Source organism: Anaerovibrio lipolyticus LB2005, assembly GCF_000621545.1.
Lineage (GTDB): Bacteria > Bacillota > Negativicutes > Selenomonadales > Selenomonadaceae > Anaerovibrio > Anaerovibrio lipolyticus_A.
Window position 1 is genome coordinate 112,256 of record NZ_JHYA01000011.1, and the last position, 23,310, is coordinate 135,565.

Sequence of the window (23,310 nt, forward strand, 5' to 3'; positions counted from 1 at the left end):
CACTTAAAAGATGAAGTTAAATGAATTATCTCCAGCTCCTGGTTCCCGCAAGAACGCTTTCCGCGTTGGTCGTGGTCTGGGCAGCGGTAATGGTAAGACTTCCGGCAGAGGCCAGAAGGGTCAGAAGTCCCGTTCCGGCGGCGGCGTTCGTACTGGTTTCGAGGGCGGTCAGATGCCTTTATATCGTAGATTACCAAAGCGTGGTTTCAAGAACATCTTTGCTAACGTATATGCAGAGGTTAATGTTGAGACTCTGAACCGTTTTGAGGATGGTGCTACTGTTGATGCTGTTGCATTGATTGAGGCTGGTATCCTTAAGAACGTACGCGACGGTGTTCGCATTCTCGGCAATGGTGAGCTCACTAAGAAGCTGACTGTTGTAGCCAACGGCTTCACCAAGTCCGCAGAAGAAAAGATTACTGCAGCAGGTGGAAAAGTTGAGGTGATCTGATTTGTTATCAGCTCTCTCTAATATCGTCAAGATTCCGGAGCTTCGAGCAAAGATCACTTTTACGCTGATAATGTTCGCCATCTTCAGAATGGGTACTCATATTCCTGTTCCAGGTGTTGATCCATCAGCTATTGAATCACTGTTCAACAATGGCAGTCTTTTCGGTTTACTGGATATGTTTTCCGGTGGTGCTCTTAGTAAGTTTTCTGTATTTGCTATGAGTATTACGCCTTACATTAATGCTTCCATTATCATCCAGCTCTTAAATGTGGTTGTACCTACATTGGAGCAGTGGTCAAAGGAAGGTCAGGAAGGCTATAAGAAAACCACCAAGGTTACAAGATATTTCACAGTATTACTTGCCTTCTTGCAGGCCATGGGTATGTCCATTGGTTTGAAGCAGGCTATCCTAAATCCTGGTCCAGTGTCAATCCTCATTATTGCGATTACACTGACAGCAGGAACAGTTTTCCTTATGTGGCTTGGTGAGCAGATAACTGCTAACGGCGTAGGTAATGGTATCTCACTGATCATTTTCGCCGGTATCGTTGCTGCGTTGCCAAACAACATTGGAAAGATTTATAATTACTTACAGACAGGAACCATTAGTTATATTAATGTTTTCTTCTTTGCAGTGATTGCTGTAGCGATGATTGTGTTTGTTGTTGCAATTCACACAGCTTATCGCCGGGTTCCAGTATCATATGCGAAGAGGGTTGTTGGTCATAAATCTTATGGCGGACAGTCCAGTCACATCCCGCTTAAGGTTAACACCGCGGGAGTTATTCCAATAATCTTTGCGTCATCCGTGCTGATGTTTCCAGTAACTATTGCCCAGTTTATTGATATCCCCTGGGTAAAAACTATTGCCGGGTATTTTGCGTGGGGTACACCGCTACAAACAACAGTTTATGCACTGTTGATTATCTTCTTCACGTATTTTTACACCGCGGTTACTGTAAAGATATCGGATATGGCAGAGAATCTGAAAAAATACGGTGGTTTTATCCCGGGCATTCGTCCGGGAGAGCCAACGGCAGAATATTTAGATTATGTCATGACTCGAATTACGCTTGCTGGCGCGTTATTCCTTGCACTGGTAGCCGTTCTTCCAACATTTATTGCGTCCGCAACTCATCTTGAGGGTGTAAACTTTGGTGGAACTGCACTGCTGATTGTTGTAGGCGTTGGCCTTGATACCATGAAGCAGATTGAGTCCATGGTTGTTATGCGTCATTACCAAGGTTTTATGAATTAGGAGGATTAATTAAATGCATTTACTTTTAATGGGCCCTCCGGGTGCCGGAAAAGGCACTCAGGCTGCTAACCTGGTGAAAGAGTTTGGTATTCCACATATTTCCACTGGCGACATGTTCCGTGCCGCTATCAAGGAAGGAACTGAACTCGGAAAGCAGGCGAAGGCATGTATTGATGCCGGAAACCTCGTTCCAGATGAAATTACCATCGGCATTGTCCGTGAGCGTCTTGCCCAGGACGATTGCAAGAAGGGCTTTATTCTGGATGGTTTCCCTCGTACTGTTGATCAGGCTGATGCCCTTACCAAGATTTTGGCTGATTTGGGGCTTAGCCTTAAGAGCGTTGTTAATATCACTGTTCCTTCCTCTGATCTCGTTGAGAGAGCAGTAGGACGCAGAATCTGCAAGAGCTGTGGTGCTACATTCCACATTAAGTTCAGCCCTTCAAAGGTTGAAGGCAAGTGTGATGAGTGTGGTGGCGAGCTCTATCAGAGAGCAGATGACACCGAGGAAACTATGAAGAATCGGTTGTCCGTATATGAAGCTCAGACTAAGCCATTGATTGACTATTACCAGAAAGCTGGGTTATACTTAGAGATTGATGGACGTCAGGCTATCGACAAAGTTTTCAAGGATATGGTTGATGCCCTGAAGGCTTAAGAGTTATGGCAGGCAGTTTTGCCTGGTACTACCGAATTATTATAGAAGAATCGTGCAGCGAAAGCTGTGATGCCGGAAGATGGGGCCGCTCCTGCGGCCACCTTTCCTAGGTTATGACACTAAGGAGCAATACCACTTATGTCTAAACAAGATGTAATTGAAGTTGAAGGTAAAGTCCTGGAAGCACTGCCAAATGCAATGTTCCAGGTGGAGTTGGAGAACGGTCATGTTGTCTTGGCGCATGTTTCCGGTAAGATTCGAATGAATTTTATACGCATTCTGCCAGGGGATAAGGTCACTATTGAGCTGACACCTTATGATTTAACTCGTGGCCGTATCACCTATCGTTTTAAATAATCTTTGAGTAATCAAGGATAGTACATGAAAGGGGCATAACGCAATGAAAGTTAAACCATCGGTTAAACCAATTTGTGAAAAATGCAAGGTTATTAAGCGTAAGGGTCGTGTAATGGTTATTTGCGAGAACCCAAAACATAAACAGAGACAAGGATAATTAAGAAGGAGGTGCTTGATGTATGGCACGTATTGCCGGTGTAGATTTGCCACGTGATAAGAGAATTGAGATCGCATTAACATATATCTATGGTATTGGTCTTACCACTTCTCAGAGAATTTTAAAGGAGACTGGTGTTAACCCAGATACTCGTACCCGTGATCTGAGCGAAGATGAGGTTATTAAGCTTCGTGATATCATCGATAAGCAGGTAGTAGTAGAGGGTGACCTTCGTCGTGAGCAGTCCCTGAATATAAAGCGACTCGTTGAGATCGGCTGCTATCGTGGTCGTCGTCATCGTATGGGTCTTCCTGTACGCGGACAGAACACAAAGAATAACGCACGTACCCGTAAAGGCCCTAAAAAGGCTGTAGCTGGTAAGAAGAAGTAAGGAGGAGTTAGAGTGGCAGTTAAGAAGTCTGTACGTCCTAAGAAAAAGGACCGTAAAAATATCGAATTTGGTGTTGCTCATATCAGCTCCACCTTTAATAATACTATCGTTACCTTGACCGACAAGAACGGTAATGCACTTTCCTGGGCAAGCGCAGGCGGACTTGGTTTCCGTGGCTCCAGAAAGAGCACTCCATTCGCAGCTCAGATGGCAGCAGAGGTTGCTGCAAAGGCTGCTATGGAGCATGGCTTGAAGCAGGTTGATGTTTACGTTAAGGGTCCTGGTGCTGGCCGTGAGGCTGCAATCCGTTCCCTGCAGGCAACTGGTCTTGAGGTTAGCATGATTAAGGATGTTACCCCAATTCCACACAATGGTTGCCGTCCACCAAAGCGTAGAAGAGTATAATGGGAGGTGCAAACTAAATGGCAATTGATAGAGTACCAGCACTGAAGAGATGCCGTTCCCTCGGTATCGAGCCAGGTGTTATTGGTCTGAATAAGAGTTCCAACCGTCAGCCACGTCGTACCCGCGGTAAAGTTTCCGAGTATGGTGTTCAGCTGAAGGAAAAGCAGAAGGCAAAGTTCATTTACGGTGTACTGGAGAAGCAGTTCCGTTCTTACTATAACAAGGCTAAGAAGATGCAGGGTATCACTGGTGATAACCTCATCAGCCTTCTCGAAAGAAGAATCGACAACGTAGTATTCCGTCTTGGTCTTGCTTCCACCCGTAAGCAGGCTCGTCAGCTCGTTCGTCATGGTCATATCACTCTGAACGGCAAGCGTCTGGACATTCCATCTGCTCTCGTTGATGTAAATGATGTTGTAGCAGTTTCCGAAAAGGCTCGCTCCAATGCATTCTTCAAGGAGTTGGCTGAGTCCAACAGCGCTCTCAGCGTTCCAGCATGGATTACTGTAGGTTCCGATAACTTCACCGGTACCATCAACAGATTCCCTGCTGCAGATGACTTCGACATTCCTGTTGACAGCCAGGCAATCGTCGAGTTGTACTCCAAATAATATCTGTGTATTAATTGTCGTATTTGTACATATATGCATTGATTTATTGAGGAGGGCAATTCCAGATGATCGAAATCGACAAGCAGAAGATTGAGATTCAGATAGAGGAAATCAGTGAGGACGGCCGCTATGGTAAGTTTATCTGCGAGCCTTTGGAGCGCGGTTATGGCATTACCCTTGGTAACAGCCTTCGCCGCATTCTCTTGTCCTCTTTGCAAGGTGCAGCAATTACCGCCATCAAGATTGATGGTGTGTTGCATGAGTTCTCCACAGTTCCAGGTGTTCGCGATGATGTTTCCAACATCATCCTTCACCTTAAGGAGCTCTGCCTTAAGATGCACAGCGATGAACCTAAGACAATCCGCATCGAGGTTCAGGGTGAGAAGGAAGTAACAGCAGCTGATATTATTCACGATGCTGATATTGAGATCCTTAACCCAGAACTGCATATCGCAACTGTTAACGAGACAGGTTCACTTAATATAGAGATGACTGTAGAGCATGGCCTTGGCTATGTTCCAGGTGATAAGAATAAGAAACCTGATCAGGCTATTGGTGAGATTCCTATTGATTCTATATTCTCTCCTGTACGCCGTGTTAACTACAGAGTTGAAGATACCCGTGTGGGTGACACTGTCGACTATGACAAGCTGACCATGGAGGTTTGGACCAATGGTTCTATTACTCCTGAGGAGGCTGTCAGCAAGGCAGCAGGTATCCTGATTGCAAGACTGAAGCTCTTCAGCAATCTGATTATTGATACCAAACCAGTTGCTGCTGCAGAGGTCCCAGAGACTGCTGCTGTTAGCACTGCAGATATGACTGATGCTCCAATTCTTGATAAGAAGGTTGAGGAGCTCGAACTGACAGTTCGTTCTTATCATTGCCTGATGAGAGCTGATATTAAGACAGTTCGTGACCTCATCAACAAGACTGAGGCTGAAATCATGAAGGTTCGTAATCTTGGTAACAAGTCCTTGGTGGAAATCAAGAACAAGCTCCAGGAGCTGGGCCTGTCACTTAAGGAAAATGATGGTTCTGCCGATGATTTGGCAGATAACTGATTGACATTTCGAGATTAAGATATAGGAAAGAGGGAAATAAATGGCTTACAGAAAATTAGGTCGTAACTCCAGTGCTCGTAAGGCACTGTTCAAGAGCATTCTGACTTCCTTCTTCAAGCATGAGCGCATTGAGACTACCGAGGCTAAGGCTAAGGAGATCAGCGGACTTGCAGAACAGCTCATCACTCTCGCTAAGCGCGGTGATTTGGCTGCTCGTCGTCAGGCTATTGCTCAGCTTGCTGATGAAGATGTTGTTAGAAAGTTGTTCGGTGAAATCGCTGAGCAGTGCAAGGATCGTCAGGGTGGTTATACCCGTATCCTGAAGCTGGGCCCACGTCGTGGTGACGCAGCTCCAATGGTTATCCTTGAGTTGGTAAAGTAATTTACAGCTAACGATATATGAGAGGCATTCCTTACGGAGTGCCTCTTTTTGTTGTTAACCTTTATTCTTAATTGCGTTGACAATAGAACTAGGCTATAATGTTGATTTAGAGGTGTTTTGCGTGAGTTTTATTGAATGCGTTGATTTAACACACATTTATAATGCCGGCATGGAGAATGAGATGCTGGCTGTTGAAAATGTTAATATAAAGATTGAAGAGGGGGAGTTTGTGGCAATTCTGGGCACCAATGGCTCAGGAAAGTCCACATTGGCCAAGCATTTTAACGGCTTGCTGCTTCCTTCATCGGGAAAGTGTCTGGTAGACGGTATGGATACCAAAGATGAGGAGCATACCTATGACATTAGAAGGCAGATAGGTATGGTTTTTCAGAATCCTGATAATCAGATTATCGCTGCTATAGTGGAGGATGATGTAGGTTTTGGACCAGAAAATATTGGTCTGGACCCTCATGAGATTCGCCGTAACGTAACTGCGGCCCTGAGGGCAGTTGATATGGAGGAGTATCGCCACTTTTCCCCCCATCATCTTTCAGGTGGTCAAAAGCAGCGGGTGGCCATAGCAGGAGCTTTGGCTATGAATACTAAATGTCTTGTACTGGACGAGCCTACTGCCATGCTGGATCCAAGAGGACGCCATGAGGTTATGGATACGGTTTCACGTCTTAACAAGGAGCGGGGAATTACCACGGTTTATATAACCCATTTCATGGAGGAAGCGGCAATGGCCGACAGGATATTTGTCATGGACCAGAAGCATTTGGTGGCAAGTGGTACACCAAGGGAAATCTTTAGGGATATTGGAGCCATGAAGAAACGGGGCCTAGCGGTGCCTATGGCTGCTGAGATGGCCTACAGACTTCAGCAAAAAGGTATTAGGATTACAGAGTCTATTATTAATACAGAGGATTTGGTGAGGGCAATATGTCAATAGAATTAAAAAACATATCATATACCTATATGCCCAAGACCCCCTTTGAGCACTTGGCTCTGGATGATATTTCAATTACTATTCCGGAGGGGAAAATAACCGCTATTGCAGGGCATACCGGATCAGGGAAGTCAACCCTGATACAGCATTTTAATGGACTGTTAAAGCCAAATAAGGGCACTATCCTTGTGGATGGTGTGGATATAGGTAAAAAAAATACAGAGGCTAAGGCAGCCCGGCGGAAGGTGGGTATCGTATTTCAGTACCCTGAATATCAGCTTTTTGAAGAAACCATTGCCAAGGATATCGCCTTTGGCCCTAGAAATATAGGCTGCAGTGAGGATGAAACCCAGGAAAGGGTTAAGCAGGCAATGGACTTCGTAAATCTCGATTATGATAAGTACGCTCACCGTTCTCCTTTTCAGCTTAGTGGCGGCCAGAAGCGTCGGGCAGCTATAGCAGGTATTCTGGCTTTGCAACCAAAATATCTGGTACTGGACGAGCCTACGGCAGGCCTTGATCCAAAGGGGCGTGAATCCCTTATGGAAAAGTTCAGAAGGCTCCACAAAGAAAAGGGCACAACTATTGTACTGATTTCCCATAATATGGATAATATTGCCAGTTATGCAGATAATGTCATTATTCTGAACAAGGGGAAGGTTACCATGGAGGCCACTCCGGAGGAGGCCTTTTCGCAAAAGGAACTTATAAGTCAGGCTGGTTTGGAATTGCCTGAGGTAAAGACTATAATGAATGAACTGGCCCAAAATGGTCTGGAGATACAGAATAATGCCTATACTATGGATAAAGCGGTAGAGGAAATTATTGAGGCGTTAAGGAGGAAGGGAAAATGCTGACAGATATCACTTTGGGACAATATTTTCCCGGTAATTCTCCCATTCACAATATGGATGCCAGAGTAAAGATCGTGCTGCTTTTTATTTACATAGTGGCGGTGTTTTTATTCGATAATCATATTAATTATGGGATTATGACGGCAGGTGCCATAGGTGTGGTGCTTCTCTCAGGACTTCCTGTGGGAACTGTTTTAAAGTCAATAAAGCCACTATGGTGGATTATTCTTTTCTCCTTTGGCATTCATTTGTTCAGTACACCGGGAGAACCAATATTTAAGGTGTGGAACTTTGTAATGACCAAAGAGGGAATAATACAGGGATTTATTATAAGTCTACGGTTGGTATTGATGATTGCAATATCTTCACTTCTGATGTTTACCACATCACCGCTTAAGTTGACGGATGCTCTGGAGTCATTAATGTCACCTCTGAAGAAAATTGGTTTTCCTGCCCATGAGCTGGCCATGATGATGACTATTGCCATGCGCTTTATCCCAACGCTGCTGGAGGAAACAGACAAGATAATTAAAGCCCAGCAGTCCAGAGGCTCTGACATTGGCGATGGTAATTTTTTCCAGCGAGCCAAGGGTATGATACCGGTATTGGTGCCACTTTTTATTTCCGCCTTCAGAAGGGCTGATGAGTTGGCTATTGCAATGGAAGCTCGCTGCTATCAGGGGGGAGTCGACAGAACCCGTATGAAACAGCAGCGACTTCACGATGTAGATTTTTGGGCGGGAGGAATATTTAGTGTGTTCCTTATCAGTCTAATCGTGGTGCAGTTTACGTTGTAAGATTTAAAAGGATGGAATATGAAGCCTGAACACAAAGATATAATGAAGGCGCGGAAGCGCAATATACGTCTGACGGTGGCCTATGACGGCACCAACTATAACGGCTTTCAGCGACAGAATCCTCCTGCTGTTGCGGTGCAGAATATTTTGGAGGACAGGCTCCAGAAGGTGTTTGGGGATACAGTGGAGCTGGCGGCTTCAGGACGTACCGATGCTGGAGTTCATGCCAGAGGGCAAGTAGTGAACTTTTTTACGGATGGCTCCATTCCAGTGGATAGGGTACCGCGGGCGGTAAACAGTATTCTTCCACCAGATATTGTGGTTTTGGAGGCAGCAGAGGCGGACAGGGAGTTTAGTGCCCGTCACAGTGCTGTGAGCAAAATATATAAATATCGTATTCTACAGGGAGATATTCCAGATCCCTTTGAGCGAAACTACAGCTGGAATATAAGGAAGGAGCTTGATGTGGAATCCATGAGGGCCTGTCTGGAGCTAATCAAGGGAGAGCATGATTTCAGTGCCTTTAGGGCAGCTGGTGGCCCTCCGGTGAGTCCAGTGAGAAATATTTACGAGGCAGTTCTGGAGGTCCAGCAGGGGGGACGTATAGTGGAGCTCACCTTCCATGCTAACGGGTTCCTGTATCATATGGTGCGGAACATTGTTGGGACCCTTGGTAACGTGGGCCTCGGTTGGAAGTCTGTGGGGGACTTTAAGCGGATAATGGACTCATTGGATAGAAGCCAGGCAGGAGCCACAGCACCGGCTCAGGGACTATTTCTTGACAAAGTTTTTTATTCTAAAATTTAATTGATTTTTCAAGATATGGGTATTTAGTACCATAAAAATCTATGCTATAATATTTACGGAGAAGAGATTATTCCTTTATATCATTATTTTTTTTACAGATGTTCAGTTGTTACAATGTTGCAAAAGTTCTTTGTATGTGTAATATTGTTGTAGGGGATAACTTTTTGAGAAATGGGGGGGATGGCATAGATGAGAGGAGCTTTATCGCAGGATATATTTGTCAGGCCGGATGTGGTTTTAAAGCTGGGACAACAGCTGAATATTTCCTTGCCTGACGACGAAAGACCTTTATTCAGTAAGCTGGAGAATATAGGTGATGGGGAGTTGGTTCTGACGGTGCCGGTAGATGAGGACAAATGTCCTGCAAGAATTTCTCCGGGAACGAGCTTTATATGTGATTTTTTTGATGGCTGTTGCTATTATAAATTTGCTGTGGGATTTCAGCGTCGGGTAATTGAAAATATTCCCGTGTGGTATACCGATAAGCCTGTTAAGGTGCAGAAAATACAGCATAGAGAATTTGTTCGTATAAAATTTGATAATCCATTGGTGGTCAGACTGCTGGATGACAACATGGCCGAGGAGGAAATGATTTTCACTACTAGTGTGGATTTAAGTGGTGGTGGCATTTGTTTCCTGCTGGACAGACCTTTGGATGTTGGTAAAAAAATAACAGTGGAAATTAGTGAAATCCCGGGGATAGGATTATTCAACCATATGGCCACTGTGGTTAGGAACACTGAGCTTGATGAAAAAACAGAGGAAAGAAAGTATCATATTGGGGCAAAGTTTACCAATATAGATTTCAAAATTCAGGACAAAATCATCAATTATATTTTTGATTTACAGAGGAAAGCACCCAAAAAATGCATAAGATATTAATGGATAATAAAGGAGCCGGTCGTATCTAAGTGACCGGCTCCTCGTTTTTTGAGTATTACATATTGTGCTGTCTAATTGTCTTTAAATCAATTGCTGAGTCCAGCTTCTGTTGAATGTCATCCAGCATCTTGTCCAGTTGCTTCATCTCATCCTTAAGACTATTGACATCCAACAGGCTGTTGTGTATCTGTTCTCCCAAAGCATAGTAGTCTTCAAAGTTCATAAGCATCCCCCTATAATATCCCGCATAGGAAAATTATATCACATAATAATAATCGTACAATACTCTCTTTTTCTTAAGATGGAAAAAATTGAACAACTGCGTTATAATATACATTAGGGTAATTATGCCTGTATTTTACAGGTTTTTCGATAGTTTTACATTCACGGGTGGTGAAAGAATGAATTCTCTTTTACGGGTTGGAATTGATGTTGGCTCCACCACGATTAAAGTAGTAGTTCTCAACAAGGAAAGAGAATTGGTGTACCAGAAATATGCTCGTCATTTTTCCGAAATCAATTCTGTTTTGAAAGAAAACCTTCATGCTTTAAGCAAGGTCATTGAAAACAAAAAGTTTTCTCTGGCCCTTACTGGTTCTGCCGGCATGGGTATTGCTGAACGTATTGGTCTGCCATTTGTTCAGGAGGTTATTGCCTGTGCCTCTGCTGTTAAGTCCCTGATACCACATACGGATACGGTTGTGGAGCTGGGGGGCGAGGATGCAAAGGTAACCTATTTCGGTGATGCTCCTGAGCAGCGTATGAATGGTGTTTGTGCTGGTGGAACAGGTTCTTTTATTGATCAGATGGCATCCCTTTTGTCCACTGATGCCCAAGGCCTTAATGCACTGGCTGAGAAGGGCAAGCAGATTTATACCATTGCTTCACGGTGTGGTGTATTTGCCAAGACGGATATTCAGGCTCTTATGAATGACGGTGCTTCAAAGGCGGATATAGCTCTGTCTATCTTCCAGGCTGTAGTAAACCAGACCATCAGTAATTTGGCACAGGGGCGTCCTATTGATGGCAAGGTGGCATTTTTGGGCGGTCCGCTGCATTTTTTGCCGGAGCTGAAAAAGCGTTTTATTGAGACCTTGAAGCTGGCTCCTGAAAACGTGGTTAAGGTGGATGATGGCAATTACTTTGTAGCCGTAGGGGCGGCCATGAGTGAGGAAGCACGCCCTGTTGAGCTTGGCGAGCTTAAGGAAAGTATTAAAAAGGCCGAGGAGGTAATGGCCTCTGAAAGCCGTAAGGCGGATTTTGTCCTGTTTGAGGATGAGCAGGCTTATGAGGAATTTAAGGCCCGTCATGACAGAGACAAGGTACCAAAGGCTGATATGTCCAGCTATCATGGACCTATCTATGTTGGTATAGATGCCGGCTCTACCACCACCAAGCTGGCGGCTATAGGCAGCAGCAAGGAACTGCTTTATACATCCTATGGAAGTAACCACGGTTCACCATTGAATACTGTGGTAGATGAGATGAAAGAGCTCTATGCTGCCATGAATGATGATACCTATATTGCTTCTGTGACCACCACCGGCTATGGTGAGGCAATTGTTAAGGCAGCTCTTCACGCGGATAATGGTGAGGTGGAAACCTTTGCCCATCTGAGAGCAGCCCAGGAATTCTGCCCGGATGTATCCTTTGTATTGGATATAGGTGGTCAGGATATGAAGTGCTTCTATGTCAATAAGGGAAGTATCGGCAGTATTACTCTTAACGAGGCCTGCTCTGCGGGTTGCGGTTCCTTTATAGAAAACTTTGCCCAGAGCCTTAAGATGACCGCAGGGGAATTTGCGGCCAAGGCACTGGAGTCCAAGGCTCCCGTTGATTTGGGTACAAGATGTACTGTATTTATGAATTCCAAGGTAAAGCAGGCCCAGAAGGATGGCGCCGCTGTGGGAGATATTTCCGCAGGTATTGCTTTATCTGTTATAAAAAATGCTCTCTTTAAGGTAATGCAGCTTAAGGATGTTAGCTCCTTGGGACAGAATATTGTGGTACAGGGCGGTACCTTCTACAACGATGCAGTTCTCCGTTCCATGGAGCTGTTGCTGGAACGTAATGTAATAAGACCGGATATTGCAGGATTGATGGGAGCCTATGGTGCGGCCATTCTTTCCTTGGAGTCCGGAATAAACCACTCCTCAATTTTGCCCCTTAATGAGCTGGAGACCTTTACCGTAAAGAGCAATTCCTTCCGTTGTCAGGGCTGTGGAAATTCCTGTCAGGTAACCGTTCAGGTTTTCCCTGATGGTGGCCGTTATTTCACTGGCAATCGCTGTGAGCGGGGTGCAGGCAAGGAAAAGAAGGAGCGGAAGGCGGCCAATATTTATCAGTTCAAGTATGACCGTCTGTTTAATCACTACGAGCCTTTGAAGGAAGCCAAGCGGGGAAAGATCGGTATTCCGCGGGTTCTCAATATGTATGAGGATTATCCGTTCTGGTTTACCTTCTTTACAGACCTTGGTTATGAGGTGGTGCTTTCCAGCGAATCCTCTGCCCAGCTGTATTATAGCGGTATGGCCACGGTCCCTTCAGATTCATTATGTTATCCGGCTAAGCTGGTTCATGGACATATTATGGATCTGGTGGAGCGGGGCATTGACAAGATATTCTATCCATGTTTGCCATATAATATGACTGATGATATGCACCCATCAGATAATCACTTCAATTGTCCGGTGGTGGCTTCGTATGCGGAAAATATCCGTGGCAATATGGATATTTTGCAGGAAAAAAATGTAGAATTTTTGGAACCATTCCTGCCAATTAACGATAAGAAAAAGATGGTAAAGCGCCTCAATGAAGAGCTGGGAAAAATTGAGGGGCTGAAAAAGTCTGAGATCGCAAGGGCTGCGGAAAGGGCCTATGCTGAATTAGAATCGTATCGTGAGGAGGTGCGCCAGAAAGGCGTTGAAATCCTGCGGGAGGCAGAGACCAAGGGGCAGCATGTCATTTTATTGGCAGGCCGTCCATATCACGTGGATCCTGAGATAAATCATGGTATTCCGGAAATGATTCAAAGCTATGATTTGCCAATTATTTCCGAGGATGCTGTTTACCATTTGCCAGTTAAGTCCGAGCCATTGAAAATTGTAAATCAGTGGAGCTACCATGCGAGACTGTATCATGCGGCTCATTATGTGGCAGAGCATGACAATGTAACCTTGATTCAGTTCAGTTCCTTTGGCTGTGGTCTGGATGCTTTGACCACCGGTCAGGTTAAGTCCATTTTGGAGGACCACGAACGGATTTATACCATGATTAAGCTGGATGATGTAAGTAATCTGGGAGCTGCCCGTATCAGGCTCCGTTCCCTAATTGCGGCACTGGCTCGCAGAAAGCCTGTGGAATACCAGCAGCTGGAGATTTCCGAGAGACCTCATTTTACTGAGGAATGTAAGGGTACCCATACTATTTTGGCGCCTCAGATGGCACCGATTCAGTTTGAGCTCTTTGAGTCAGTGCTTAACAAGCATGGCTATAACGTTATAATTCCAGAAATGCCTAGAAGCGCCATTGATGTGGGGCTGAAATTCGTGCATAACGATATGTGCTATCCGGCTATTGTGGTTATTGGTCAGCTTATTAACGCAGTTCAGCAGGGTAAGTGTGACCCTGATAATACGTCCATAATGCTGTTCCAGACCTGTGGTGCCTGTCGCGCCACAAACTATATAAATGTTTTGAGGCAGGCCTTGAAGGATGCTGGATATCCTCAGATTCCAGTATTTGCATGCTGGGGACTTGAAACAGATGCCTTCCATTTTGACAGGGATAGCCTTATTGATGCCATTAAGGCAGCGGTGTACGGTGATGTGCTTATGAATGTACGGAATCGCACCAAGCCTTATGAGCTGAACATAGGGGACAGTGACCGTCTTTATGATACCTGGATGGAGCGTTGCAAAGCTGATCTCAATGAGAAGAAGGGCAGCTATAAGCGGTTCTCCAGAAATATCAAGGCTATTGTTGATGACTTTGAGGCTGTTCCTATTGATGAAAATATGTGGAAGCCGAAGGTTGGCATTGTAGGTGAGATTCTTGCCAAGTATCATCCTGTGGCCAATAACCATATTGAGCGCCTTCTTTACGAGGAGGGGGCTGAGGTGGTAATGCCTGACTTCGTGGATTTCTTTATGTATTCTGCCTATGATGCAGTGGTTAAGCGGGAGCTGCTTGATGGCAAGCTGAAGAGCAAGCTGATTTCCCAGATGTTTATTCAGCTCATGGAATTCTACCGCCGCCCTGTAAGGAAGGCAATGAAGCACAGCAAGCGATTTACACCGCCTCATACCATTAAGGAAATTGCCGAAATGGCCAAGGAACACGTTTCCCTTGGCAATATGGCTGGTGAGGGCTGGTTCCTTACAGGAGAAATGGTTAAGCTCATTAAGAATAACGTGCCAAATGTTGTATGCCTGCAGCCATTTGGTTGCCTGCCAAATCATATTACCGGCAAGGGAGTTATTCACGAGCTGCGCCGTCATTATAAGGGAGCCAACATTTTGGCTATTGACTGTGATGCGGGGGCTAGTGAGGTAAACCAGATGAATCGCATTAAACTGATGCTGTCTGTGGCCAAGGAAAGGGGACCAAAGGCAGAGTCGGCTTTCAAAAAAGCATAAATAAAAGTGCTGTCCGAAAAAGGGGGAAATTTACCTTTTTTAGACAGCATTTTGAATGTTCGAGGTATTAAATGAAAAAGAAATATAAGGCTACAGTGGCACTGGCTATAAGTGTATTGGGGGCGGGGGCTACCATGTCCTGGCCTGCAAGCTATGGCTTTTGGGGTGGCATGCTCCATAATGGCTTTTTGGCAGCGACCATAGGCGGTATGGCTGATTGGTTTGCAGTGACGGCCATTTTCAGAAAGCCACTGGGCATTTCTTATAAAACTGAAATTATTATCAGAAACCGCCAGCGCATAATGGATGCTCTGGTGGAATTTGTGGGTCATGACCTCCTCAGCACTGAAAATGTCATGCAGTTTGTTGACAAGCAGAATGTGGCTGGACTGCTGGCACAATACATCGATATTCAGGGGAAGGACCGTCTGTCTTCCTTGGCTGAGGAGATTACCAATGTGGTGTTCAGGGATATGGATGCCCAGACTATGACAAGGAAGGTGGCTCCTTTTATAAAGGAGGCGGTGGACAACAAAATTCTTCCTGCTATCTCCGATGACATATTGGATCGCCTTTCATCCAGGGAAATAACTGATATTATTCTTAAAGGGCTGCTAAATGCCGGGGAAGACCTGCTCCATGAGGAAGCCATACTTTCCATCTTGAAAGAAAATGTGGGAGAGTTTCTCAAAAAATATGAGGGAGATGGTATGGGGCGTGGCTTTGTCATGGGCCTTATGGGGCTTGACAAGGAAAAGGTCAGTGGCTTGCTGGTGAAAAAGGCTCAAAGCTGGATGGATTCTGTAAGAACAGATGAGGAAAAATGGGCTGAGGTTTCCCAGTGGCTTTTGGTTCGAATGCAGCTGCTGTGCCAAAATCAGAGAATAAAGGACAATTTGGAGAGAAAACTACGGGATTTTGCCTCGGAAGAAAAAATAGAAGCCATGGTGAGAAAATATCTCGATGGTGTTATATCCAACAATGAAATGGGGGACAAGGTTCAAAGGGCTGTCCGGGATTTCTTGGAAAAGTTCGTGGAAAATGATGAGTGGAAAGAAAAAATGGATGTTGTCATTAAAGGATGGATGGCAAGAGAGCTGGAGGCGCATCATAATACCATTACAAATATGATAGAAGAACGTCTTAATGGACTTTCCAATGAAGAGCTGGTGGAATTTACCGAGGAAAAGGTGGCAGATGATCTGCAGATGATTCGGATAAATGGCTCTGTGGTGGGCTCCCTGGCTGGTATGGCGTTGTATATTTTAGTTTATTTGGCAGGGCAGGTGATTCATCCATGATATGGCATAGCTGGAACAAGGCCGATAAAACCCTGTTGGGGGCGGCGGTAATATTTCTTTTTACCTTGTGCCTTCATATAGAATATCCTGATAACCTGTTTGCCAAGGGCTTGTTGTTTTGTGCAGAGGCGGCTCTTGTGGGTGGTATTGCTGACTGGTTTGCAGTTACGGCATTGTTTAAAAAACCTTTGGGCTTTCCGTATCATACAGCTATACTGCCAAGACGGCGGGATGCTTTTGTGGAAGCTACGGGAAAAATGCTGCAAAAGGAATTCTTTTCAAAAAAGAAGCTTTTGAATAAGGCAAAATCCATTGATTATTCAGCAAAAATAAGTGAGTGGCTGTCCGTAGAGGCTAATCGTGACAAAGCGGCCAAATGGCTCCAGGGGCTTTTGGCAGATAATGTCAATGGTATTAAGATAATGGCGGCAAATAAGCTGGATGGGTGGGTGGACAGTCCGGCTATGGCTGATAAGCTGATGGATGAATTAAGTAATAGCACCCAAAACAGTGATGTCCTGGAAAGATTGGCTGATGAATTTATTAACGGTACGGGCCGTTACGTATCACAGGACAGCTTCAAGGATAATCTGGTGGACTATTTGGATTCATACATTGAGGGGAAGCTGAATAGTCCTATGGCCAAGATGATGATGGCAGGTGCCCAAAATTCCAATCTGGTCAATGTGGAGGAAGCAGCAGAGCTCACCCAACAACAGGCTGTAAAGCTGTTGGAAAAGCTGGCAACTCCCGAAAGTCATGAGCGGCAGGCTGTTTTATCGTCATTGACGGATATAGTAAAAAAGACCCTAAAAAATTCTGATTTAAGGCAGGAATTTTCCGATATTTGGTCGAATTCTAACGAAGAGACTTTTTATGTGAGGAATTCTATGTCCAAAATTGATTTTGCCGGGGGTAATGAAGCAGGCAAATTCATGTATTGGTTGGCAAGAATATTGGTAGATACCTTCTGGACACTTCTGGATAAAGATACCACTATGAAGGGATATATTAATGAAACGGTGTATGGAATCACTGGCCGAGGTGCCCTTCAGGCACAGGAGATGCTGGGTGATATTACAAAGGATGTACTGGGAAGCCTTACAGATGACCAGATGAACCATCTGATTTATGACAAGGCGGAGCCTGATTTGTTATGGATCAGGATGAATGGATCCATTGTTGGTGCAATAATAGGCTTGTGTATCTATTCAATTTCATGTATTTTAGTATAGTAAGTCTTGCTTAAAAAGCAATATTAAGGAAAAAAGGGGCGATTTAGGGAATGAAATCAAAACTTATTTTATGCCAGGTACTTAGTGCAGCTATTGGCTGTATTATTGGCGCATTGTTAGGCGGCGCTCTGGGAATTGTAGCTGGTATTGTGGTTGCAGGGGGTATTGGTGCAGCCGGTGTTAATAGTATTTTAAAGGGCGGGGAGCCTGTATCTCCAAAGCCTGCCGTGAGACCGGCAGACAGAATTTCCAAGGAGAGTACTGCTGTTTCCAAACAGATTAAACCAGATGTGGATATGATGGGGATATCTGAGGAAATGGCCTATGCTTCCCAGCAGTTATTGTGGGGAATTGGTCAGTTCAGGAGCACCTTGGATAAGCTGGATAAATTGGCGTTGTCCATTAGCTCCAAGAGCCAGGTAAATGCCAGCAGTCTTGAGGAGGCTTCTGCTAGTGTAATGGAAATTGCCGGTTCTGCCCATAATGTTTCTGATACAGCAATCTCCAGCCTGGAGCAGTGCAAGGAATCTTCTTCTTTGGCTGAACAGTACCGTGATTCCATTAATGAGGTAAGTAAAGCTATCAATAATGTTGGTGAAGTTGTTCAAACTGCTGTGGCTGATATTGATGAGCTGAATGTGGCTTCTGAAAAGATTGAAAACTTCGTTGAGAAAATTCGGGGAATTGCCAGTCAGACCAACCTGCTGGCTCTGAATGCGGCTATTGAGGCTGCCCGTGCTGGAGAGCACGGCAAGGGCTTTGCTGTAGTAGCAGAGGAAGTTAGAAAGCTGGCTGCAGAAAGCGAAGAAACCACCAAGGAAATTGAGGAAATTGTTCGTGAGATCACTGGAACAACCTCCGGTGTTACCAAGAGCATGCGTGAGGGCTCTCAGCGTCTGAATACCGTTGAGACCATGGCATCTGATTCCTCCGCGGCTATGGGCGAGATGGTTAATAATATCCGCACCATTGAGAATGTGGTAAGCTCCCTTAGTGATATGTCCAACAAGCAGTGTGCTACCACAGATGAAATGGCCAAGGTTATTGAAACCATCGGTCAGGCTACAGTTGATATTGCTGGCAATACTCAGGAGACCAGTTCTGCTGTTAGCCATCAGCTGTCCAGCTTGGATGAAATCAGTGAATATGCCCAGTCACTTCTTAAGGTTAGCGACAGTCTTCAGAGAGTGGCTGTTCAGTTCAAGGACAAGGATGAGATTATTTTTGCAGTTAATCCATTCACTTCTCCAGAAAAAATTCGGGCAAGCTATATGCCTATTCTGGCTCAGGTGGCCAAGAGTATTGGCATGAAGGCAAGAACGATTATCGTAAACGACTATGAGGCATTGGGAAATGCCCTTAGAAGTAATTTGGCAGATGTGGGCTGGTTCTCACCTGCAGCGTATGTTTCTGCCAAGAGTACCACTAATATTACTCCATTGGTTACTCCAAAGGTTAATAATGCCACCAATTACACTGGTTACATTATTGCCAAAAAGGGTAGCGGCATTAAGAGCCTGAATGATTTGCAGGGCAAGTCCTTCGGTTTTGTAGACAAGAAGTCTGCCTCTGGTTATGTTTATCCTAAGGCAGCTCTCATTGAAAATGGCAAGAATCCAGATACCTTCTTTGGCTCTACCCGTTTCCTGGGCAGCCACAACAAGGTTATTGAGGCAGTATTAAGTGGCCAGATTGAGGCTGGTGCTACTTACTCCGAGGCATTTGATGCAGCAGGCGCAAATGCAGCGGACAATCTGGATATTATCTTTATGACAGATCCTATTCCAAAGGATGCCATTGCCGCAGGTCCTGGTGTAGCTCCTGATGTTGTTAAGGCACTCATTCAGGCCTTCGAGCACATGAATGATAGCGATGCTTCCGTGGGCAGCACCATGAAGAGCGTTAAGATTAACGGCTTCGTAAAGGCCCATGATGGTGACTATGATGTAGTAAGAAAGGCTGCAGCTCATAGCTAATATCTAGAACGTAATTTAAAAGGGATACAACTAAAGCATTGTAGTGCTTGGGTTGTATCCCTTTTTTAGTAATTATTATTTTAAAGTATAAATTTAAAGGCTTTGCCAGGGGTCAAATACTTTATAAGCAGCTTCTCATCATTGGACAGGGACGCCACAATATTTACACGATGGTCTGGCGGTAAATATTCCTTGATGATTTGAAGTTCCCCTTGGTAACGTCCGTAGTTTTCATTATCAAGGGTAACATAGCCGGCATTTCTAGGACCACAATTATCTGGCTTTATGGATATGGCGGAGTCCCTTACATATCTGCGGCTTTCCTGGGTGCGTATCACATCTCTGGCCTCATCTGGACGGGTGGTATATGGCATTTTTAGCAGCTTAATAATGCCATCATCGACGGTCCAAGGTGCAGGGCGAAGGAGCACAGCATCGGTATCGGAAAAACTGCCTAAGAGCCATATTTCCTTATCATTTGGCAGGGAGTCACCTACAAAAACAGAGTCAATCCCCATGGCCAACAGGTGGCGCAGGGAAAAATCAAAGCTGGTTTTACGGTGCAGCTCCAATGTCGGAAGTCCTGCAAAAATTGGTGAACGTGGACGATTAAAGCTTGGAATAAAGGCGCTAACCTTAATATCATATTCATGTAGCAATCGGGTCTTTTTGTAAACAAATTCTTCAGAAAGACCGGTATTTTCTCTAGGAAAGAAATTATGCATGGCCTCAATATTTGACATATCTGTGCCAGCTTCCTTTAGGTTTTCAAGAAAATCCTTGGTGATGGTAGAAGCGTTTAACTGGAGCTTGATGCCCAAGTCATTCTTACTCATGGTGATAATGTCATCAAGGGTAAAACCATCATCAAGGCGCAATGTTTCGATACCAAGCTGGGAAAAATGGTTGAGAGAAAAGCCAGCAAAGCCTAAAATTTTCATTGCTCTAGGTGATATATCGGAGATGACATCCATGTTGTATTCTTTGGCAGCTGCAAGGATTTTCTTAAGCTCAGCCTTTAAAACTTCGGCATCTGCCTCGGGAATGTGCAGAGAAGTAAAAATACGCTTGATACCAGCGTTGGCGGCTTTTTTGATTAATTCAATGTTTTCATCCAGGTGATTATCAAGGCCAAGATAAACTGAAATACCATTACTCATATTATTCCGCTTCCTCCTCAGGGTCATCAAAGCCTATAATCAAAGTGGCAATAAAGCCAGCTATATAGGCCACAATAAGACCAACAAGATATACAGGGATGTTGTTGGTAGTGGCAGCCAGTGGCAAACCGGATATTCCCATGGCTGAGGCACCTACCATAAATGCGGCCTGAACAGCACCACCAAAGGCACCTCCAATACAGGCACCAATAAATGGCTTGCCCAAAGGCAGGGTAACACCGTAAATAAGTGGCTCCCCAACACCCATTATACCAACTGGAAGGGCAGAAAGAATGGTTTTTTTAAGAAATTTATTTTTAGTTTTTACATAAACAGCAATGGAAGCTCCAATTTGGCCAGCACCAGCCATAGCCAGGATTGGCAAGAGAATGGTGACCCCGTATTCAGATAACAGCTGGGCGTGGATAGGTGTCATGGTCTGATGTACTCCCAGCATAACTAATGGTAACCATATACCACCCAGAACAAAACCAGTAAACATTCCCCCATGCTGGATGGCTGCAGTAGCAGCACTGCCAATGAATTCAGCAATCACTTGTCCTATAGGCTGTAACAGGAAAATTGCAGCCAAACCACCGATAAGGAGAACCAAAAGTGGAGTAAGGAACAGACTAAACATTTCAGGGATTACCCGCTTCAGATATTTTTCAAGAACAGCTCCAAGAATAGCTACCATGAGAACTGCAATAATACCGCCACGGCCTGGAACCAAATTTGTATCCATAAGATTTATGTTTGCAAGGTTAGGATGACAAAGTACAATGGCAAGAATGGCACCCATAGTAGGCGAGCCACCGAATTCCTTGGCAGCATTATGACCAACTAAAATGTTAAGCCCAAAGAAGATGGCATTACTCATAACCGTAAGAAGCTGAATGATTGGCCAGCTGGTTAATTCAGGATTAATCTTAAATGAAATACCTAATATACCTGTGAGAAGACCGCAGGCAATAAATCCTGGAATCATAGGAATGAAAATGCTGGCAATTCGCTTGGTCATGAGCTTTAAAGGAGTAGCATTTTTGGCACGGATCTGGGCATGGAGCTCCTTTCCGTCACCAATGGCCGGCTTCTGCTTTACTTCATCTTTTATGGTGTTATCGGATGGAACAGAGTCAGTATTTTCCATAATGCCTGCAAATTCGCTGTATACATTATCAGCACGGCCTGGACCTAAAATAATCTGAAGCTCATCCTCATTAAGGTTAATACCCATAACACCGTTGATTTTTTTCATGGCATCAGTATCAGCCTTATCATAATCATTTAATTTCAGACGAAGTCTGGTCATGCAGTGGGTGAATGAAACGATATTATTCTTTTTTCCTACCAGGGAATATATTTTTTCGGCAATATCTCTATAATCCATTTTTGTACCTCACAAAATCATTCGAAGTTTATTTTTTATTTATATTTTTTATGGCCCTGCCAATGTAACCATCTGCTTCATCAAGAAGTCGTTGGGAATTTTCAATTGTTTCACCAGAAATAATGTGAAAAATTGCCAGCTTTGCCTTTCCGTTTGCATTATTCAAAGCCTCAATGGCGGTTTCGCGATTACAGTCAGTAACCTCCATGACAATACGGGTAGCTCTTTCAGTGAGCTTTTTGTTTGACGCCTTGACATCAACCATTAAATGACCGTACACTTTGCCTAATTTTATCATGGTACCAGTAGATAGCATATTAAGAACCATTTTTTGGGCAGTGCCTGCTTTTAGACGGGTAGAGCCTGTAATTACTTCGGGACCTGGCTGAACAACAATGGCATATTCCGCAGACTCCTCCATGGGAGAATTTGGGGAACAGGTCAAGGAAACGGAAGTAGCTCCCAATTCTCTGGCATATTTTAAAGCAGACAGAGTATATGGAGTTCGTCCGGAAGCAGCAATACCCACAAGCACATCTTTGTCATTAAAACAATATTCATTAAGATCTCCCTGTGAAAGATTGGTGGAATCTTCAGCCCCTTCTACCGCTCTGAAAATAGCAGGAGTACCTCCGGCAATTATTCCAATAACAAGCTCTGGGGAAGTGCCGAAGGTTGGAGGGCATTCCACAGCATCAAGGATACCGAGGCGTCCGGAAGTACCAGCACCTATATAGAAAAGACGGCCTCCGTTTTTAATTTTCTCAGCAATAATGTCAACTACCTTTCCTATAATGGGAAGGGCAGGTTCAATGGCACAGGCAACTTTTTTATCCTCGGCGTTGATGGTTTTTAACATATCCAGGGTGGAAAGTTCATCAATATGTTTAGTAGCAGGATTTGCCTGCTCAGTTGCAATTTGGGATAAATTAATCATTAAATATAAATCCTCCATTTTGTACCATGATAGGTACGCAAAGATACATATAATTATACTCTTTTAGATTGAAAAAATGGTAGCGATTTTTAACATTATTTATGATAAAACAAGAAAAATAAAAATAAAGTGTTGACAATGAGAACGGAAACGTGTAATATAGGACAAGTCGTCACCCGATGCGCAGGAATGGACAGCAGAAGGTGAAAACAACAAAATAACTTAATTTTCAAAGCTTGAAAATAATTCCAAAAAAGTTATTGACAAGAATGAGAAAAAAGGTTATATTATAAAAGCTGACTCACGAAGCAAATGCTTCTGAGAAAGCAGAGTGTTCTTTGAAAACTAAACAATGCAACAAGAATCATGCACACATGATTCAAGCCAGATGATGGTACTGTTTATATAAACAGTAAACATACATAATAGTTTGTGCAAAACTATGAAATTCCTTTATTAAAAGGTAATTCTAGAAACTTTAAGAGCCATTCAGGTTCTTCAAAATAATTTTTTGGAGAGTTTGATCCTGGCTCAGGACGAACGCTGGCGGCGTGCTTAACACATGCAAGTCGAACGGGGCGAAGAGGAGCTTGCTCTTCCTAGCCTAGTGGCAAACGGGTGAGTAACGCGTAGGCAACCTGCCCTTCAGAT

23 protein-coding genes and 1 rRNA gene are annotated in these 23,310 nt (G+C 44.3%); 20 read left to right on the forward strand and 4 right to left on the reverse strand.

The window, feature by feature from the left end; genetic code table 11:
• Window positions 1–10: 10 nt before the first annotated feature.
• From rplO to T355_RS0109630, 15 genes are all read left to right on the forward strand, one after another.
• A complete protein-coding gene (rplO, locus tag T355_RS0109565) occupies window positions 11–451 on the forward strand; it encodes a 50S ribosomal protein L15 (RefSeq protein ID WP_027397568.1) in 441 nt (146 codons plus the stop codon).
• A gap of 1 nt (window position 452) precedes the next feature.
• A complete protein-coding gene (gene secY, locus T355_RS0109570; protein ID WP_027397569.1) occupies window positions 453–1,709 on the forward strand; it encodes a preprotein translocase subunit SecY in 1,257 nt (418 codons plus the stop codon).
• Between the two features lie 13 nt (window positions 1,710–1,722).
• On the forward strand, window positions 1,723–2,367 hold the full coding sequence (locus T355_RS0109575) for an adenylate kinase (RefSeq protein WP_027397570.1): 645 nt from the start codon (window positions 1,723–1,725) through the stop codon (window positions 2,365–2,367).
• A 138-nt stretch (window positions 2,368–2,505) separates the two neighbouring features.
• Complete coding sequence (gene infA, locus T355_RS0109580) at window positions 2,506–2,724, forward strand: translation initiation factor IF-1 (protein ID WP_009645081.1); 219 nt, start codon at window positions 2,506–2,508, stop codon at window positions 2,722–2,724.
• A gap of 43 nt (window positions 2,725–2,767) precedes the next feature.
• Window positions 2,768–2,881 (forward strand): 50S ribosomal protein L36, encoded by a 114-nt coding sequence (gene rpmJ / locus T355_RS15035; RefSeq protein ID WP_058965281.1) that lies wholly within the window; start codon window positions 2,768–2,770, stop codon window positions 2,879–2,881.
• 22 nt (window positions 2,882–2,903) lie between these two features.
• Window positions 2,904–3,272 carry a 30S ribosomal protein S13 gene (rpsM, locus tag T355_RS0109585; protein ID WP_027397571.1) on the forward strand — a complete coding sequence of 123 codons (369 nt, stop codon included), beginning with the start codon at window positions 2,904–2,906 and terminating at the stop codon, window positions 3,270–3,272.
• Window positions 3,273–3,284: 12 nt separating this feature from the next.
• Window positions 3,285–3,677: a 30S ribosomal protein S11 gene (gene rpsK, locus T355_RS0109590; protein WP_027397572.1), complete on the forward strand. Its 393-nt coding sequence runs from the start codon at window positions 3,285–3,287 to the stop codon at window positions 3,675–3,677.
• A gap of 17 nt (window positions 3,678–3,694) precedes the next feature.
• Entirely contained in the window at window positions 3,695–4,288 is a 594-nt protein-coding gene (rpsD, locus tag T355_RS0109595) for a 30S ribosomal protein S4 (protein ID WP_027397573.1), read from the forward strand.
• Between the two features lie 65 nt (window positions 4,289–4,353).
• Entirely contained in the window at window positions 4,354–5,352 is a 999-nt protein-coding gene (locus T355_RS0109600) for a DNA-directed RNA polymerase subunit alpha (protein WP_027397574.1), read from the forward strand.
• Between the two features lie 40 nt (window positions 5,353–5,392).
• Window positions 5,393–5,734 carry a 50S ribosomal protein L17 gene (rplQ, locus tag T355_RS0109605; protein ID WP_027397575.1) on the forward strand — a complete coding sequence of 114 codons (342 nt, stop codon included), beginning with the start codon at window positions 5,393–5,395 and terminating at the stop codon, window positions 5,732–5,734.
• Between the two features lie 169 nt (window positions 5,735–5,903).
• A complete protein-coding gene (locus T355_RS0109610; protein WP_051555516.1) occupies window positions 5,904–6,686 on the forward strand; it encodes an energy-coupling factor transporter ATPase in 783 nt (260 codons plus the stop codon).
• Entirely contained in the window at window positions 6,677–7,540 is an 864-nt protein-coding gene (locus T355_RS0109615; RefSeq protein WP_027397577.1) for an energy-coupling factor transporter ATPase, read from the forward strand. The genes T355_RS0109610 and T355_RS0109615 overlap by 10 nt, the downstream gene beginning before the upstream one ends.
• Window positions 7,534–8,334 carry an energy-coupling factor transporter transmembrane component T family protein gene (locus T355_RS0109620; protein ID WP_027397578.1) on the forward strand — a complete coding sequence of 267 codons (801 nt, stop codon included), beginning with the start codon at window positions 7,534–7,536 and terminating at the stop codon, window positions 8,332–8,334. Before T355_RS0109615 ends, T355_RS0109620 begins: the two co-directional genes overlap by 7 nt.
• A gap of 18 nt (window positions 8,335–8,352) precedes the next feature.
• Window positions 8,353–9,141, forward strand: a complete 789-nt coding sequence (gene truA, locus T355_RS0109625) for a tRNA pseudouridine(38-40) synthase TruA (protein WP_027397579.1) — start codon at window positions 8,353–8,355, stop codon at window positions 9,139–9,141.
• A 189-nt stretch (window positions 9,142–9,330) separates the two neighbouring features.
• Window positions 9,331–10,023, forward strand: coding sequence for a flagellar brake protein (locus tag T355_RS0109630; RefSeq protein ID WP_027397580.1), 693 nt, complete (start codon window positions 9,331–9,333; stop codon window positions 10,021–10,023).
• 55 nt (window positions 10,024–10,078) lie between these two features.
• Here the strand turns inward: T355_RS0109630 and T355_RS15305 are convergent, their stop codons facing one another.
• Window positions 10,079–10,246 carry a hypothetical protein gene (locus T355_RS15305; RefSeq protein WP_155851710.1) on the reverse strand — a complete coding sequence of 56 codons (168 nt, stop codon included), beginning with the start codon at window positions 10,244–10,246 and terminating at the stop codon, window positions 10,079–10,081.
• A gap of 178 nt (window positions 10,247–10,424) precedes the next feature.
• Between T355_RS15305 and T355_RS0109640 the strand changes: the two genes are divergently transcribed.
• From T355_RS0109640 to phnD, 4 genes are all read left to right on the forward strand, one after another.
• Window positions 10,425–14,660 carry an acyl-CoA dehydratase activase-related protein gene (locus tag T355_RS0109640; RefSeq protein ID WP_027397581.1) on the forward strand — a complete coding sequence of 1,412 codons (4,236 nt, stop codon included), beginning with the start codon at window positions 10,425–10,427 and terminating at the stop codon, window positions 14,658–14,660.
• Window positions 14,661–14,731: 71 nt separating this feature from the next.
• The gene (locus T355_RS0109645; RefSeq protein ID WP_027397582.1) at window positions 14,732–15,961 is read left to right on the forward strand and encodes a DUF445 domain-containing protein; all 1,230 of its coding nucleotides are present in this window, start codon (window positions 14,732–14,734) and stop codon (window positions 15,959–15,961) included.
• Entirely contained in the window at window positions 15,958–17,196 is a 1,239-nt protein-coding gene (locus T355_RS0109650; protein ID WP_027397583.1) for a DUF445 domain-containing protein, read from the forward strand. The genes T355_RS0109645 and T355_RS0109650 overlap by 4 nt, the downstream gene beginning before the upstream one ends.
• A gap of 50 nt (window positions 17,197–17,246) precedes the next feature.
• The gene (phnD, locus tag T355_RS14150; RefSeq protein ID WP_051555512.1) at window positions 17,247–19,172 is read left to right on the forward strand and encodes a phosphate/phosphite/phosphonate ABC transporter substrate-binding protein; all 1,926 of its coding nucleotides are present in this window, start codon (window positions 17,247–17,249) and stop codon (window positions 19,170–19,172) included.
• An 80-nt stretch (window positions 19,173–19,252) separates the two neighbouring features.
• On the opposite strand, the gene T355_RS0109660 is transcribed toward phnD, so the two are convergent.
• The 3 genes from T355_RS0109660 to murQ are packed head-to-tail and all read right to left on the reverse strand — an operon-like array spanning window position 19,253 to window position 22,659.
• On the reverse strand, window positions 19,253–20,332 hold the full coding sequence (locus T355_RS0109660) for a DUF871 domain-containing protein (protein ID WP_027397584.1): 1,080 nt from the start codon (window positions 20,330–20,332) through the stop codon (window positions 19,253–19,255).
• Window position 20,333: 1 nt separating this feature from the next.
• Window positions 20,334–21,722 (reverse strand): PTS transporter subunit EIIC, encoded by a 1,389-nt coding sequence (locus T355_RS0109665; protein WP_027397585.1) that lies wholly within the window; start codon window positions 21,720–21,722, stop codon window positions 20,334–20,336.
• 28 nt (window positions 21,723–21,750) lie between these two features.
• The gene (gene murQ / locus T355_RS0109670) at window positions 21,751–22,659 is read right to left on the reverse strand and encodes an N-acetylmuramic acid 6-phosphate etherase (protein ID WP_027397586.1); all 909 of its coding nucleotides are present in this window, start codon (window positions 22,657–22,659) and stop codon (window positions 21,751–21,753) included.
• 508 nt (window positions 22,660–23,167) lie between these two features.
• On the opposite strand from murQ, the gene T355_RS0109675 reads away from it, so the two are divergent.
• Window positions 23,168–23,310 (forward strand): 16S ribosomal RNA (locus T355_RS0109675); the annotation flags it as partial.

Coding starts and splice junctions, on each gene's coding strand:
- rplO (WP_027397568.1), top strand. CDS start 11: ATGAAGTTAAATGAATTATCTCCAGCTCCTGGTTCCCGCAAGAACGCT.
- T355_RS0109575 (WP_027397570.1), top strand. CDS start 1,723: ATGCATTTACTTTTAATGGGCCCTCCGGGTGCCGGAAAAGGCACTCAG.
- infA (WP_009645081.1), top strand. CDS start 2,506: ATGTCTAAACAAGATGTAATTGAAGTTGAAGGTAAAGTCCTGGAAGCA.
- rpmJ (WP_058965281.1), top strand. CDS start 2,768: ATGAAAGTTAAACCATCGGTTAAACCAATTTGTGAAAAATGCAAGGTT.
- rpsM (WP_027397571.1), top strand. CDS start 2,904: ATGGCACGTATTGCCGGTGTAGATTTGCCACGTGATAAGAGAATTGAG.
- rpsD (WP_027397573.1), top strand. CDS start 3,695: ATGGCAATTGATAGAGTACCAGCACTGAAGAGATGCCGTTCCCTCGGT.
- T355_RS0109600 (WP_027397574.1), top strand. CDS start 4,354: ATGATCGAAATCGACAAGCAGAAGATTGAGATTCAGATAGAGGAAATC.
- rplQ (WP_027397575.1), top strand. CDS start 5,393: ATGGCTTACAGAAAATTAGGTCGTAACTCCAGTGCTCGTAAGGCACTG.
- T355_RS0109610 (WP_051555516.1), top strand. CDS start 5,904: ATGGAGAATGAGATGCTGGCTGTTGAAAATGTTAATATAAAGATTGAA.
- T355_RS0109615 (WP_027397577.1), top strand. CDS start 6,677: ATGTCAATAGAATTAAAAAACATATCATATACCTATATGCCCAAGACC.
- T355_RS0109620 (WP_027397578.1), top strand. CDS start 7,534: ATGCTGACAGATATCACTTTGGGACAATATTTTCCCGGTAATTCTCCC.
- truA (WP_027397579.1), top strand. CDS start 8,353: ATGAAGCCTGAACACAAAGATATAATGAAGGCGCGGAAGCGCAATATA.
- T355_RS0109630 (WP_027397580.1), top strand. CDS start 9,331: ATGAGAGGAGCTTTATCGCAGGATATATTTGTCAGGCCGGATGTGGTT.
- T355_RS15305 (WP_155851710.1), bottom strand. CDS start 10,246: ATGAACTTTGAAGACTACTATGCTTTGGGAGAACAGATACACAACAGC.
- T355_RS0109640 (WP_027397581.1), top strand. CDS start 10,425: ATGAATTCTCTTTTACGGGTTGGAATTGATGTTGGCTCCACCACGATT.
- T355_RS0109645 (WP_027397582.1), top strand. CDS start 14,732: ATGAAAAAGAAATATAAGGCTACAGTGGCACTGGCTATAAGTGTATTG.
- T355_RS0109650 (WP_027397583.1), top strand. CDS start 15,958: ATGATATGGCATAGCTGGAACAAGGCCGATAAAACCCTGTTGGGGGCG.
- phnD (WP_051555512.1), top strand. CDS start 17,247: ATGAAATCAAAACTTATTTTATGCCAGGTACTTAGTGCAGCTATTGGC.
- T355_RS0109660 (WP_027397584.1), bottom strand. CDS start 20,332: ATGAGTAATGGTATTTCAGTTTATCTTGGCCTTGATAATCACCTGGAT.
- T355_RS0109665 (WP_027397585.1), bottom strand. CDS start 21,722: ATGGATTATAGAGATATTGCCGAAAAAATATATTCCCTGGTAGGAAAA.
- murQ (WP_027397586.1), bottom strand. CDS start 22,659: ATGATTAATTTATCCCAAATTGCAACTGAGCAGGCAAATCCTGCTACT.